The following is a 12,995-nucleotide window of genomic DNA, read 5'->3' on the forward strand; positions in this document are numbered from 1 at the left end:
TCTGATGCCGAAAGATCCCCAAACCGATCCGGTCTGCGGCCCGCGCCATGTCGCTATCATCATGGATGGCAATGGCCGTTGGGCGCAGGCGCGTGGTCGCCCCAGGTTGTTTGGGCACCATGCCGGTGCGCGGCGTGTTCGCGAGGTTGTCGAGGCCTGCCCGCATCTGGGGATCAAGTATCTGACAGTGTTTGCATTCTCGACCGAGAACTGGAAACGAACGCAGGTTGAGGTAGCCGGGTTGATGAGCCTGTTTCGGCGCTACATCATCAAGGAGACACGGACCCTGGCGGACAATGGCATCCGGGTTCGGTTCATAGGTGATCGGGTACGGTTGGATTCGAAACTGATCGAATTGATGGATTCACTGGAAGAGGAAACCAAGGACAACGACCTTGTTCATCTGACGGTCGCCCTGAACTATGGCGGTCGGGACGAGGTGGCGCGCGCCACCAAACGTCTCGCGCGGGATGTGGCCGACGGGCGGCTTAAACCCGAGGATGTGGATGAAGAAACGTTACCTAAGTACCTGGACACGCGCGTTCTTCCGGATCCTGACCTTGTCATTCGCACCAGTGGAGAAGCACGGATTTCGAACTTTCTGCTGTGGCAGTCCGCCTATTCCGAGTACGAATTCATAGATACCTTGTGGCCGGATTTCACTGCCGCAGAACTCGAAAGGCTTTGTCGCAACTATGGGGCCAGAGAGCGTCGGTACGGGGCGGTTCTGGCATGAGTGATGGCCGGTGGTCTGATCTGACGAGCCGGGTCCTTTCTGCCGCCGTTCTGGTTGCAATAGGGGCCATCGAAGTCTGGCTTGGCGGTCTCTGGTTCGAGGTCTTCATTGCGGCTGCTTGTGGCCTGATGACCTGGGAACTGGTTCGGATGATTGACCCTGAAAGCCAGGGTGTGGCCGTCCAGTTGGGCGTTCTGACTGCGTTTGCCGTTATCCTCAGCTACCACCTGCCAGCGCTGTACACGCTCCCGGTCGTGCTTGCGCCGGCTTTGGTGGGTATGGGACAGATCAGCCGCTCGAAACCCCTGTACGGAATGTTCGCGGTCTGGATTGTTGCGGCTGGTCTGGGTTTCATTTCCATTCGCGAAAACTCGGGTTTTGGCTGGATGGTCTGGCTGATCGCGGTGGTGGTTGCCACCGATGTGGCGGGCTATTTTGTGGGTAAAATGGTCGGTGGACCCAAGTTCTGGCCAAAGGTCAGCCCCAAGAAAACATGGTCGGGAACGGCAGGCGGATGGGCTGCCGCGGCCTGTGTCGGTATCGTCTTCGCAAGCCACGCGGGTTTCGGGTTTGCCTTTGTTGTTGTTTCCGTTCTCGCATCAATGGCCAGTCAGGCGGGTGACATAATCGAAAGCGCGATCAAACGTAAATTCGGGGTCAAGGACAGTTCAAATCTGATCCCCGGCCATGGCGGCTTTCTGGATCGGTTCGACGGCATGATGGGGGCTGCGGTGTTTGTTCTGATCGCAGGGCTTTTGTACACGCCGGGTGAGATGTAATGCGACGGATTTCCGTTCTTGGGGCCACGGGTTCGATCGGGCAAAACACGCTTGATCTGATTTCGCGTAAACCCGAAGACTATGATGTGGTGGCCCTTACAGGCGGCGCAAATATTCGACAACTTGCCGATGACGCTCGTCGGTTGCGCGCCGATCTAGCTGTCACGGCACACGAAGACAGGTTGGAGGATTTGCGTGCCGCACTGGCCGGAAGTGGGGTCGAAGCGGCGGCCGGGCCGCGTGCGATCGCCGAGGCCGCAGCGCGCCCGGCGGACTGGGTCATGTCAGCCATCGTCGGAGCAGCGGGCCTTGCGCCTGGGATCGAAGCCCTGAAACAAGGAACAACACTGGCCTTGGCCAACAAGGAAACATTGGTCTGCGCAGGATCATTGGTTCTGGACACTGCAAAAAACCATGGCGCGCGTTTGCTTCCTGTCGACAGTGAACATTCGGCGGTGTTTCAGGCATTGGTTGGTGAAGATATCGACGCTGTCGAGAGGGTGATTATCACCGCAAGTGGCGGAGCGTTCCGCGATTGGCCGCTGAAAGATCTGGCAAACGCCACCGTCGAACAAGCGTCCAGCCATCCGAATTGGGATATGGGCCAGCGGATCACGATCGACAGTGCCTCGATGTTCAACAAGGCGCTGGAAGTCATAGAAACAAAAGAATATTTCGGAGTTTCCCCGGATCAGATCGAAGTTTTGGTTCATCCCGAATCCATTGTCCATGCAATGGTCGGGTTTCGGGATGGCGCGATGATGGCACATATGGGCGCCCCCGATATGCGCCACGCCATTGGGTATGCGTTGCACTGGCCCGACAGGCAGGAGCTGCCGGTTCAGCGGCTGGACCTCGCAAAGCTGGGACAGCTGCGCTTTAACGAACCGGATCTGACACGCTATCCAGCCCTGAAACTCGCCTGGGACGTGATGCAGCGTGGTGGGCTGGCTGGCGCAGTATTCAATGCCGCCAAGGAACGCGCGCTGGATCACTTCATTGCGGGCCGGATCGGCTTTCTTGATATGGCGGATACCGTTTCTGCCGTATTGGACAGGTTTGACGCAACGGGTGGCCTTATTGATGCCCCGATGACACTTGATAACGTGCAGCAAACCGACCATCTGGCACGTCAGTGGGTCGATAACACTGTGATGGAACGAGCAGGATAGAAATTTGGACGTACTTTCGCTGATCCCGCAATTCGGCAATCTGCTGTGGACGATTGTTGCCTTTGTTATTGCGCTGTCGGTCATTGTGGCCGTGCATGAATATGGCCATTACATTGTGGGCCGGTGGTCTGGTATCCATGCCGAAGTCTTTTCGCTCGGGTTTGGGCCGGTGCTCTGGAGCCGCAAGGATAAACGCGGAACCAAGTGGCAGATCGCAGTGTTGCCTTTTGGTGGATACGTGAAATTTCTGGGCGATGCCAATGCGGCCTCGGGCAAGGATGAAGAGGCGATGGAAGACATCGCGACCCAAAATCCTGAGGAGTTGCGCCGCACCATGCACGGCGCCCCGCTATGGGCACGGGCAGCAACTGTCGCGGCTGGCCCGGTCTTTAATTTCGCCATGTCCATTCTGGTTTTTGGCCTGATCTTCTGGTCACAGGGCGTGTCGCGCGAACCCCTGACCGTTGGCGCGTTGCAGCCTTTGCCAGGCACCGTGCAGGAATTGCGCGAAGGCGATGTGATTACGGCTATCGCCGGTCGTCCGACACCGGACTATGACGAAGAAGTCGCATGGAAGGAATTCATCGATCAGCTGCCTGTTCAACCGGTTCTGGATTATTCCGTGATCCGCGATGGCCAACCCCTTGAGGTTCAGGCCCCCTGGATGCTTCCGCCGCTGATCCGTCAGGTTGCTCCGCGTAGCGCGGCTATGGATATCCAACTGAAGCAAGGGGATGTCATCACCTCGGTCAATGGTGAACCGATCTTTGCCTTCGAACAGCTAAAGGATCATGTCGAAGGATCGGACGGCCGCGTCTTGCTGCTTGAAGTCTGGCGGGATGGGTCCGAGTTGGAATTTGCCCTGGCGCCCCGGCGCACGGATGAACCGCAGCCTGATGGTGGTTTTGTCACCCATTGGCGCATCGGAATCGTCGGCGGCATGATGCTTGAGCCTGCAACCGTACCGGCTGGTCTTTTCGATTCCCTAAAGGGCGGTGTCATCCAGACTGGACGCATCATCGAAGGGTCCTTATCCGGCATGTGGCACATGGTGACGGGTGCAATCAGCACCTGCAACATCTCGGGGCCAATCGGAATTGCCGAAACCTCGGGGGCGATGGCCAGCCAGGGGGCACAGAATTTTATCTTCTTCATTGCTGTCCTGTCGACGGCGGTCGGGTTGTTGAACCTGTTTCCCATTCCGGCGCTGGATGGCGGACATCTCGTCTTCTACGCCTACGAGGCCATTGCCGGGAAACCGCCCAGCGACCGGGCGATGCGCATACTCATGGGCATTGGAATTTCGATCATTCTGACCCTGATGCTGTTTTCGGTCAGCAACGACCTGTTCTGCTGAATGTGGCGGCTGGAGCAGATTCCAGCCGCATTACCGCCATATTTCAGCGCTACAATATTCCCGTCTAAAGGGAACAGTCATGTCCAAAACGCTGAAAAAATCGTATCAAAGCTTTAGCTTCCTCTTCATGTTGAATTGGGATGTTATGCTGAGTTTTGCCGTTACAGCGTTGGCGATGGCTGGAGCCGCCTATCTGGCGGGAATGTGATTCTCGGGAAAATCGTAGGTCTGTTGTCGCGTGGTCGTCTGCCTGACTGCTTCGATATCGCCTTTTGACAAGCTCATTCAATCCCGTTACTCAGCATTAAAGTCTCAAAATTCTGGGTAGAGCATAAAATGACTGACAGGCGAGACGCAGGCACATCCTGCGGGGGGCATATGCCGACAAACAATATTTTGTGGCAGGCGCTAACGGTTTTTTTCCTTTTTGTTGCGGTAAGTTTACTGGCGTTTCCGCATGCGGCATCGGCGCAAAACTACACAATCAACTCGTTCGATGTTGAAGGGAACCGCCGGATCGAAACCGGAACAATTATCGCTCGGACCGGAATCGAACCGGGCCAGACTGTAACTGCCGGGCAGCTTAACGATGCCTATCAGCGTTTGCTTGACAGTGGTGTATTTGAGACAGTTGAACTGACGCCGCGCGGCACGACTCTGGTCATTCAGGTCCAGGAATATCCAACGATCAACCAGATCAGCATCGAAGGGAACGCTCGCGTCAAAGACGACGTTCTTCTGGACGTGATCTCGTCGCAACCCCGCCGGGTCTTTACGCCACAGGCGGCCGAAGCAGACGCCGACACCATTGCCGAAGTGTATTCCGCCCAGGGTCGCGTCGCGGCAACCGTTATTCCTCGCATTATCCGTCGCAGCGACAACCGGGTTGATCTGGTCTTTGAAGTGGCAGAAGGCACGACCATTGAGGTCGAGCGCGTCAGCTTTGTCGGCAACCGCGCCTATTCGGACCGCCGGTTGCGCCGGGTTCTGGAAACCAAGCAGGCAACCTTCCTGCGGACATTCTTCCGCAACGACACGTTTATCGGCGACCGCATTGAATTCGACAAACAGGTCATTCGCGATTTCTACCTTTCGCGGGGCTATATCGATTTCCGTGTGAACAGCGCCAACGTCGAATTTACCCGCGAACGGGATGCGTTCTTTCTGGTGATGAACGTCACCGAAGGCCAAAAGTTCTCGTTTGGAAAGATCACGACGGTTAGTGAAATCGCCGGCGTTGATGCAGCGCCTTATCAGGATGTGCTGAAAATCAAACCGGGCGTGACGTATACGCCGACGCTGGTGGAAAACTCGATCGCGCGGCAAGAACGCCTTGGGTTGAAACAGGGTGTCGATTTCCTGCGGGTTGAACCGCGTGTGACGCGCAATGACCGTGATCTTACCCTGGACATTGAATTTGTTCTGACGAAAGGTCCGCGGATTTTTGTTGAACGGATCGATATCGAAGGCAACACCACCACGCTGGACCGTGTGATCCGCCGCCAGTTTGACACTGTAGAAGGTGACCCCTTCAACCCGCGTGAAATCCGTCAGGCCGCGGAACGCATCAATGCGCTTGGGTTCTTTGCAGTTGCGGAGGTCGAGCCTCGGGAAGGATCGTCACCCAGCCAGGTCATTCTGGATGTGGATGTCGAGGAACAGCCTACAGGTTCGCTGAGCCTTGGCGGCAGCTATTCGGTCACAGACGGCTTCGGGATTGCAATCGGCCTGAACGAGGCAAACTTCCTGGGACGCGGTCAGAATCTTGGTGTTTCGATCTCGACAGCACAGGATTCAGAACAGTACACGATTAACTTTACCGAACCCTATTTGCTGGGCCGAAAGCTGCGTTTCGATCTTGGACTGGGACTGTCGGCAACCAATTCCGGCTTTGCCAGCTACGACACGAGCTCGTTGTTCTTCACACCTCAGCTGACCTATGCAATCGGTGAACTGTCCGCTCTTCGTCTGCGCTATGGCTGGGACCGCAGCGAGATGACGCAACAAAGCAATCAGACCAATGGCGCAGTGATCGCATCCGAGATCGCACAAGGCAAACGGACGTCCAGTTCACTGGGACTGTCCTACATTTATGACAGCCGGATTGGTGGTCTGGACCCGAATTCTGGTGTTCTGTTCGAGGTAGGCGTCGACGCGGCAGGCCTTGGCGGTGATAACAAGTATTTCAAAACCACTGCGCGCGGTATCGCTCAAACGCGGGTCTGGAATGAAGAAGTGGTACTACGGGCCACATTGGAGCTGGGTGCGTTGAATTGGAGTGGAAATGACTTCAGCCGCACCGTCGACCGTTTTGTGTTGGGGCCTCGTACTTTCCGCGGTTTTGAGCCTGCGGGTCTTGGCCCGCGTGATTTGTCCAATGGTCAGGACGATGCCATCGGCGGCAACTATTACTGGGTCGCGCGTTTTGAAACCGATTTTCCCTTGGGTCTGCCCGAGGAACTGGGCCTGCGGGGCGGTCTGTTCTATGACGTTGGAAACCTTTACAACATCAACGATGTGAACACCGCAGGGGCAAATATCGTTGGCGCAGACGGGTCCATTCGTCACGTTATCGGTATCTCGGTCTTGTGGGAAACGCCGTTTGGACCTTTGCAGTTCAACTTTTCGAAGGCTCTGAAAAAGGAGACGTTCGACAAGGAACAGAACTTTGACCTGACCATTCAGGCCCGGTTCTGATCTGCGATGACGAACAGGTTCTTTACCTCGATACAGGGCCCGCTTTGGGCCCTGTGTGCATTTATGATGCTGTTTCAGGCCCTTTCGGCTGATGCGCAGCAGCTGGGTGTTCCGCAAGCCAGCGTGGTTACGTTGTCCGGTGAGCAGCTGTTCAAGAATTCCGCATTTGGGCAACGTGTGTTGCGCGAGATCGAAAAAGAAAGCGCAATGCTTGCGGAAGAAAATGAACGGATTGTCGCGGAACTCAGCCGAGAAGAAAAAGACCTGACCGAAAAGCGCACGACCATGCCAGCAGAGGAGTTTCGCCCGCTGGCCGAAGCGTTCGATGTCAAGGTTCAGTCCCATCGAGACGGACAAAGGGCAAAGCTGGACGCGCTGGCACGTCGCAGCGAGGACGCGCAGCAAACGTTTTTTGAAATTGTTCGCCCGATCCTTGTTGATTTGCTACGCGAATTCGGGGCCAGCGTGATCATCGAACGCTCCAATGTCGTTGTAAGCACGTCAGATATCACCGAGGCCGCGATAATCCGTGTGAACACGGCAATTGGCGATGGCAGCGGTTTGCAGAAGGACACAAGCGAATAGGTTCGCTTGCCCTTGCGAGGCTGTATTGCTAACCACGCTGAAAAAGAAACATTCAGAACGGGATACCTGAATCATGACAACGGAACCCAAAAGCGCCGATATTCAGTTGATCCAAAGGATCCTGCCGCATCGTTATCCTTTTTTGCTGGTCGACAAGGTGGTGGACATCTCTGGCTATCAATCAGCCCGAGGTATCAAGAACGTCACCATGAACGAGCCGCATTTCCAGGGCCACTTCCCGGGAACACCGATCATGCCGGGTGTTACCATCGTCGAGGCGATGGCGCAGACAGCAGGCGTAATGCTGGGCGTTGGGATGGATGTCATCGACACCGAGTTGCTGATCTATTTCATGAGCATAGACAAGTGCAAATTCCGCAGGAAAGTTGTTCCTGGCGACGTGCTGGAGATGCATGTCGAAACGGTTCGCGGCAAGAAGGGTGGCAAGCTTTTCAAGTTCAGTGGCCGGGCCACTGTTGATGGTGAAGTGGCAGCGGAAGCAGAATTCTCGGCCTATGTCGATTGGGATATGGAAAAAACAACATGAGCGGTATCCACCCCAGCGCGATTATCGAAGACGGGGCGCAGATCGGGCAGGATTGCGTCATCGGTCCTTTCAGCTATGTGGGCGCCAATGTAAAACTGGCTGATCGGGTCGAACTGAAGTCTCATGTCGTTGTGACCGGTGACACATCGATTGGCGAAGACACCGTGATCTTTAATTTTTCGGTGATCGGTGAGATTCCGCAGGACCTGAAATTCGGCGGTGAAAACACGCGCCTTGAAATCGGTCAGCGCAACCGCATTCGCGAGCACGTGACGATCAATACCGGGACCGAAGGTGGCGGCGGTGTAACCCGGATCGGGGATGATTGCCTGCTGATGGCAGGCGTTCATGTGGCCCATGACGTGCAGATCGGCAACCGGGTTATCATGGTGAACCACGCAGGGGCAGCTGGTCACTGCATCGTCGAGGATGATGTGATCGTCGGTGGCATTTCGGGCCTGCACCAGTGGGTGCGTGTTGGTCGCGGGGCGATCATCGGTGCGCTCACCATGGTGCCAAAGGACGTCATTCCCTACGGTTTGGTACAAGCCTCCCGGGGTGAGCTTGAAGGTCTGAACCTCGTGGGTCTCAAGCGTAAAGGTGTTTCGCGCGAAGACATCTCGGCATTGCGTGCCGCGTTCAAGGAGCTGTCTGAAGGCGATGGAACGTTCATGGATCGCGCCAACCGTCTTGGTCAGGGTAACGACAGCGACTATGTGCAGCGGATCGTTGATTTTGTCACCGGACACAGCGATCGGTCGTTCCTGACACCGAGGAAATAGGAACATGCTTGCGGTGATTGCGGGAACCGGGGCGCTGCCGACCGAATTGGTTGCCCAGCTGGCAGAACGTCCGCTGATCTGCGCGATGGAAGGGTTCCTGCCGGATGATCTGGTCGCAGATATCGTGTTTCCGCTTGAACAGCTTGGCAGTTTTATTGCCGGGCTTCAGGCGAAGGGCGTGACCGAGATTTGTATGGCCGGCGCCGTTCGGCGCCCGCGGGTTGATCCCAAGCGTATTGACGCGGCAACGATGCCGTTGGTTCCGGTGATCCAACAGGCCATGCTGTCGGGTGATGACGGAGCTTTGCGGGCTGTCATTGGCCTGCTGGAAAGCGCAGGTATGCGAGTCCGGGCAGCGCAGGAAATCGCCCCAAGCCTTTTACCGCCTTTGGGCTGTCTGACCGAAGTGCATCCATCCGAAAGTGACATGACAGATGCAGATCGTGCTGCCGGAATTCTGCGGGCCATGGGGGCTGCGGATATTGGTCAGGCCTGTGCTGTCTCAAAAGGGCAGGTGTTGGCAGTCGAGGGCAGCTTTGGAACCGCCTGGATGCTTCAATCCCTGACGCAACGCCCGGACGCGGGGGGTGGCATACTGTTCAAAGGCCCAAAGCCCGATCAAGATCGGCGTGCTGATCTGCCTGCCATCGGGCCCGACACCGTCACGGATGCGGTCGCGGCAGGCTTGTCTGGCATCGTTCTGGAAAAGGGCGGTGTGCTGGTTTTGGAAAAAGAACAGGTCATCGCCGAATGTAACCGTCTTGGGCTGTTCCTGTATATTCGCGAGCGGGCGGTCTGATGCGCGTCTTTCTGGTCGCCGGTGAACCTTCGGGCGACCGGCTGGGCGGCGCGTTGATGGAGGGGCTGAAATCCCTGATCCCCGATATTGAGTTCGACGGGGTGGGCGGACCTTTGATGGCTGCTCAGGGGCTGACCAGCCGGTTTCCGATGTCGGAACTTTCGGTGATGGGTTTGATCGAGGTTCTGCCGAAGTTTTTCCACCTCAAGCGTCGAATCTCGGAGACCGCGCAAGCAGTGTTGGACACGCGGCCGGACGTTCTGATCACCATCGACAGCCCCGATTTCAGCCTGCGTGTCGCCAAAATCGTCAAAGTCGCCAGTGGTATTCGCACCGTGCATTACGTTGCGCCCAGTGTCTGGGCCTGGCGTCCGGGGCGGGCGGATAAAATGGCAAAGGTCATCGACCATGTGCTGGCACTGCTTCCGTTCGAGCCGCCATACATGGAGCGGGCAGGGATGGAGTGCGACTTTGTCGGCCACCCTGTTGCCAGCGAACCGACGGCAACACAGGCCGAGATTGCGGCCTTCCGGAGCAGGTACGACCTAGGGGATGCACCAGTCCTGCTGGCTCTGCCCGGATCGCGACGGGGTGAGATCGAACGTCTGGCAGACACGTTCGGTGAGGCATTGCGGCTGTTTTTGACGGACCATCCCAGTTATCGTGTCGTGGTTCCAACCGTGGGTGCGACAACTGACCTGGTCAACGCTCTGACGCAAAGCTGGCCGGGCGCACCAATAGTGCTCGACCCGCGACAAATGGGGGCCGGGCAAGCCACGGTCGAAAAACGCGCGGCTTTTGGCACGGCATGTATCGCGCTGGCCGCTTCGGGTACGGTTTCTTTGGAACTGGCGGCGCAGAATACACCTATGGTGATCGCCTACAAACTCAATTGGCTGACCCAGAAAATGGCCGAACGCATGGTCAAGCTGGACACTGTTACATTGGTCAATCTGGTATCTGAAACACGCGCCGTGCCTGAATGCCTGCTGAACGATTGCCAGCCGGACAAGATCGCCAAAGCCCTGCATGATGTGACCAATGCCCCTGACGCTCAGCAACTCGCGATGAACCTGACAATGGAACGGTTGGGGCGCGGAGGAGAAGCACCGGGGTTGAGGGCGGCACGAGCTGTGCTGGACAGAATGCAGATTGAGCATGCTTGATCACACGCTGTTCGCCGCTTCAGCCGGGGTTGCCATGATATCCACCAATCTGGACAATCTGGCCGTCCTACTGGGTTTGATATTGGTGATCGAGCAACGCCGCGCCATCATTGGCTTTGCCGTCGCGCAGACAATTGTTCTGACATTGGCCATGACCGTCGCATTGGGTGTTGACCAGAGCGGCGCACCGTTTTGGATCGGGTTTCTGGGTCTTGTACCACTGGCCTTTGGTTTGCGCGGAATCTGGCGGCAGTTTTTCGGGGCCAATTCTGAAGGAACCGAGGCAAAAGGGGCCGTAACATCGGTGGTTACCCTGTTCCTGAGCCTGTCGATTGACAGTTTCGCGGTCATGACACCGCTATTGGCGGATTCTGCCCCTTCATACCGTGTTGCCGCTTTGATCGGCGCAGCATTGGCTGCTTCAGTTCTGGTCTTTACCGCGGCTTGGGGCGCCCCTCGGGCCAAAAGCCTGGGGCCACGCGTTGCCCGTATGGATCGGATCGCCCCATACATCATGGTCTGCGTCGGGCTCTATATCCTCTTCAATTCGCCCACGGATACCCTGTAACAGGCTTGTTCCGGCGTTCCGTCTCGGGTTTGTGATCCGCGAGCGTCTGTTGCTGCGGAGCGGACTTAAGATATCCTCGCGGAAAAGGAGCTTTCATCATGACCCGCATCCCCCCTTTGGCAGATGCCGAGATGGCAGACGAGACACGCGCGTCACATGCGGCTTTGGGTGCTTATGGCCCGTTCGACAATTGGGCCCGGGTTGCCGCACATTGCCCACCGGTTCTGGAACATGTCGCAGGGATGTTGACGGCGTTGCGGGAACAGCAAACCTTGCCGCGTCGTGCGCTGGAACTGGCCATGGTAACGGTTTCCAAATTGAACGCCTGTGACTACTGCGTCTCGCATCATACTCCGCTGTTGACGGTTGCAGGTCTCAGCCCCGAAGGCGCGGCGCGCCTGCCAGATGTCGAAAACCACCCTGAATTGGACGCGTGCGACAAGGCTGTCGTGCGATACGCCGAGGCGGTAACGACACGTTCAGGTCGCATGCGCGACGCCGAAGTTTTCAACCTGCGGGACTGGTTCAGCGATGCCCAGATTGTCGAGTTAACCTGGCGCATCGCATTGTGCGGTGCATTCAACCGGTTCAACGATGCGCTTCAGATCCAGATCGAACCAGAGGTTGAACCGGTTTCGGCCTAGTATCCGCGCCAGATCCAGCCGCCACCAAAAATGCGGCTGCCTTCCGAGGCATAGAAGACGCAGGCCTGACCGGGCGAGATGCCTTCTTCGGGTGTCAGCAATTCCACCTCAGCAGTGGTGTCGGACAGCGGTCGAATAATGGCCTCGCGCGGGGGGCGGGTCGAACGGACCTTGACTGACAGGTGCCATTCTTCGCGCGATGTGAAGGCTTCATCGCCCAGCCAGTTGATCTCACGCACGGGAACGACACGCGTTGCCAGCATCTCTTTGGGGCCGACAACGACCTGTTTTTTGTCCACGTCCAGCTTGACCACATAAAGCGGCTCGCTCAGGCCGCCGATGCCCAAGCCGCGCCTTTGGCCGATCGTGTAATGGATCACCCCGTTATGCTGTGCCAGAACGCGGCCATCGGCATGAACAATCTCACCCGGTTCCGCAGCACCGGGGCGCAGCTTTTCAATGACGCTGGCATAATTGCCGTCGGGCACAAAGCAGATGTCCTGACTGTCGGGTTTGTCCGCCACAGACAACCCATATTGAGCCGCCATTTCGCGGGTCGCGTCTTTTGAGGGCAGGTGACCCAACGGGAAGCGCAGGAAATCAAGCTGTTCCGGCGTCGTCGAAAACAGGAAATAGGATTGGTCCCGGTTGGCATCTTCGGCGCTGTGCAGTTCCGGGCCGTTTGGCCCCATCTTGCGTTGGATATAGTGCCCGGTGGCCATACAGTCGGCCTCAAGATCCTTGGCGGTTTCCAGAAGGTCCTTGAATTTTACGCGCTCGTTGCAGCGAATGCAGGGGACGGGTGTTGCGCCTGCCAGATAGCTTTCCGCAAATTCATCGATCACCGCGTCCTTGAAGATGTTTTCATAGTCCAGAACATAATGGGGAAACCCACGCTCTTCTGCCACGCGGCGCGCATCGTGGATATCGATCCCGGCACAGCACGCCCCTTTCTTGGCCAAAGCCGCGCCATGGTCATAGAGTTGCAGTGTCACCCCCACCACATCATAGCCCTGATCGGCCAAGTAAGCCGCGACGACGGAGCTATCGACGCCCCCTGACATGGCCACAACCACCCGCGTTTCCGAGGGCGGTTTGGCAAAGCCAAGCGAGTTCAGCGGGGTCTCGGTGTCGAGGGCCATTGGCGGTTCCTGTCCGGGTTA

14 protein-coding genes are annotated in these 12,995 nt (G+C 57.1%); 13 read left to right on the top strand and 1 reads right to left on the bottom strand.

The window, feature by feature from the left end; translation table 11 throughout:
- Window positions 1-4: 4 nt before the first annotated feature.
- The 13 genes from ACR3E2_RS04475 to ACR3E2_RS04535 all read left to right on the top strand — a co-directional run bounded on the left by ACR3E2_RS04475 (window position 5) and on the right by ACR3E2_RS04535 (window position 11,832).
- Complete coding sequence (locus ACR3E2_RS04475; protein WP_480472659.1) at window positions 5-736, top strand: isoprenyl transferase; 732 nt, start codon at window positions 5-7, stop codon at window positions 734-736.
- Window positions 733-1,515, top strand: coding sequence for a phosphatidate cytidylyltransferase (locus tag ACR3E2_RS04480; protein ID WP_480481032.1), 783 nt, complete (start codon window positions 733-735; stop codon window positions 1,513-1,515). The genes ACR3E2_RS04475 and ACR3E2_RS04480 overlap by 4 nt, the downstream gene beginning before the upstream one ends.
- Complete coding sequence (gene dxr, locus ACR3E2_RS04485) at window positions 1,515-2,687, top strand: 1-deoxy-D-xylulose-5-phosphate reductoisomerase (RefSeq protein WP_480481030.1); 1,173 nt, start codon at window positions 1,515-1,517, stop codon at window positions 2,685-2,687. The genes ACR3E2_RS04480 and dxr overlap by 1 nt, the downstream gene beginning before the upstream one ends.
- Window positions 2,688-2,691: 4 nt before the next feature.
- Window positions 2,692-4,044, top strand: a complete 1,353-nt coding sequence (rseP, locus tag ACR3E2_RS04490; RefSeq protein ID WP_480481028.1) for an RIP metalloprotease RseP — start codon at window positions 2,692-2,694, stop codon at window positions 4,042-4,044.
- Window positions 4,045-4,123: 79 nt separating this feature from the next.
- Window positions 4,124-4,252, top strand: coding sequence for a hypothetical protein (locus ACR3E2_RS04495; protein WP_267364732.1), 129 nt, complete (start codon window positions 4,124-4,126; stop codon window positions 4,250-4,252).
- A 128-nt stretch (window positions 4,253-4,380) separates the two neighbouring features.
- Complete coding sequence (gene bamA, locus ACR3E2_RS04500; protein ID WP_267364733.1) at window positions 4,381-6,741, top strand: outer membrane protein assembly factor BamA; 2,361 nt, start codon at window positions 4,381-4,383, stop codon at window positions 6,739-6,741.
- A 6-nt stretch (window positions 6,742-6,747) separates the two neighbouring features.
- Window positions 6,748-7,326 (top strand): OmpH/Skp family outer membrane protein, encoded by a 579-nt coding sequence (locus ACR3E2_RS04505; protein ID WP_480481026.1) that lies wholly within the window; start codon window positions 6,748-6,750, stop codon window positions 7,324-7,326.
- A 73-nt stretch (window positions 7,327-7,399) separates the two neighbouring features.
- The gene (gene fabZ, locus ACR3E2_RS04510; RefSeq protein WP_480481024.1) at window positions 7,400-7,873 is read left to right on the top strand and encodes a 3-hydroxyacyl-ACP dehydratase FabZ; all 474 of its coding nucleotides are present in this window, start codon (window positions 7,400-7,402) and stop codon (window positions 7,871-7,873) included.
- The gene (lpxA, locus tag ACR3E2_RS04515) at window positions 7,870-8,655 is read left to right on the top strand and encodes an acyl-ACP--UDP-N-acetylglucosamine O-acyltransferase (protein WP_267364736.1); all 786 of its coding nucleotides are present in this window, start codon (window positions 7,870-7,872) and stop codon (window positions 8,653-8,655) included. Before fabZ ends, lpxA begins: the two co-directional genes overlap by 4 nt.
- Before the next feature lie 4 nt (window positions 8,656-8,659).
- Window positions 8,660-9,454 carry an LpxI family protein gene (locus ACR3E2_RS04520; protein WP_480481022.1) on the top strand — a complete coding sequence of 265 codons (795 nt, stop codon included), beginning with the start codon at window positions 8,660-8,662 and terminating at the stop codon, window positions 9,452-9,454.
- Window positions 9,454-10,620, top strand: coding sequence for a lipid-A-disaccharide synthase (gene lpxB, locus ACR3E2_RS04525; protein ID WP_480481020.1), 1,167 nt, complete (start codon window positions 9,454-9,456; stop codon window positions 10,618-10,620). The genes ACR3E2_RS04520 and lpxB overlap by 1 nt, the downstream gene beginning before the upstream one ends.
- Window positions 10,613-11,188: a hypothetical protein gene (locus ACR3E2_RS04530; protein WP_480481018.1), complete on the top strand. Its 576-nt coding sequence runs from the start codon at window positions 10,613-10,615 to the stop codon at window positions 11,186-11,188. Before lpxB ends, ACR3E2_RS04530 begins: the two co-directional genes overlap by 8 nt.
- A gap of 98 nt (window positions 11,189-11,286) precedes the next feature.
- The gene (locus tag ACR3E2_RS04535; RefSeq protein ID WP_480481016.1) at window positions 11,287-11,832 is read left to right on the top strand and encodes a carboxymuconolactone decarboxylase family protein; all 546 of its coding nucleotides are present in this window, start codon (window positions 11,287-11,289) and stop codon (window positions 11,830-11,832) included.
- Here the strand turns inward: ACR3E2_RS04535 and mnmA are convergent.
- Window positions 11,829-12,974, bottom strand: coding sequence for a tRNA 2-thiouridine(34) synthase MnmA (gene mnmA / locus ACR3E2_RS04540; protein ID WP_480481014.1), 1,146 nt, complete (start codon window positions 12,972-12,974; stop codon window positions 11,829-11,831). The genes ACR3E2_RS04535 and mnmA overlap by 4 nt on opposite strands.
- Window positions 12,975-12,995 lie beyond the last annotated feature (21 nt).

It is taken from the genome of Ruegeria sp. AL7 (assembly GCF_056536105.1).

Coding starts and splice junctions, on each gene's coding strand:
- ACR3E2_RS04475 (WP_480472659.1), top strand. CDS start 5: ATGCCGAAAGATCCCCAAACCGATCCGGTCTGCGGCCCGCGCCATGTC.
- ACR3E2_RS04480 (WP_480481032.1), top strand. CDS start 733: ATGAGTGATGGCCGGTGGTCTGATCTGACGAGCCGGGTCCTTTCTGCC.
- dxr (WP_480481030.1), top strand. CDS start 1,515: ATGCGACGGATTTCCGTTCTTGGGGCCACGGGTTCGATCGGGCAAAAC.
- ACR3E2_RS04495 (WP_267364732.1), top strand. CDS start 4,124: ATGTCCAAAACGCTGAAAAAATCGTATCAAAGCTTTAGCTTCCTCTTC.
- bamA (WP_267364733.1), top strand. CDS start 4,381: ATGACTGACAGGCGAGACGCAGGCACATCCTGCGGGGGGCATATGCCG.
- ACR3E2_RS04505 (WP_480481026.1), top strand. CDS start 6,748: ATGACGAACAGGTTCTTTACCTCGATACAGGGCCCGCTTTGGGCCCTG.
- fabZ (WP_480481024.1), top strand. CDS start 7,400: ATGACAACGGAACCCAAAAGCGCCGATATTCAGTTGATCCAAAGGATC.
- lpxA (WP_267364736.1), top strand. CDS start 7,870: ATGAGCGGTATCCACCCCAGCGCGATTATCGAAGACGGGGCGCAGATC.
- ACR3E2_RS04520 (WP_480481022.1), top strand. CDS start 8,660: ATGCTTGCGGTGATTGCGGGAACCGGGGCGCTGCCGACCGAATTGGTT.
- lpxB (WP_480481020.1), top strand. CDS start 9,454: ATGCGCGTCTTTCTGGTCGCCGGTGAACCTTCGGGCGACCGGCTGGGC.
- ACR3E2_RS04530 (WP_480481018.1), top strand. CDS start 10,613: ATGCTTGATCACACGCTGTTCGCCGCTTCAGCCGGGGTTGCCATGATA.
- ACR3E2_RS04535 (WP_480481016.1), top strand. CDS start 11,287: ATGACCCGCATCCCCCCTTTGGCAGATGCCGAGATGGCAGACGAGACA.
- mnmA (WP_480481014.1), bottom strand. CDS start 12,974: ATGGCCCTCGACACCGAGACCCCGCTGAACTCGCTTGGCTTTGCCAAA.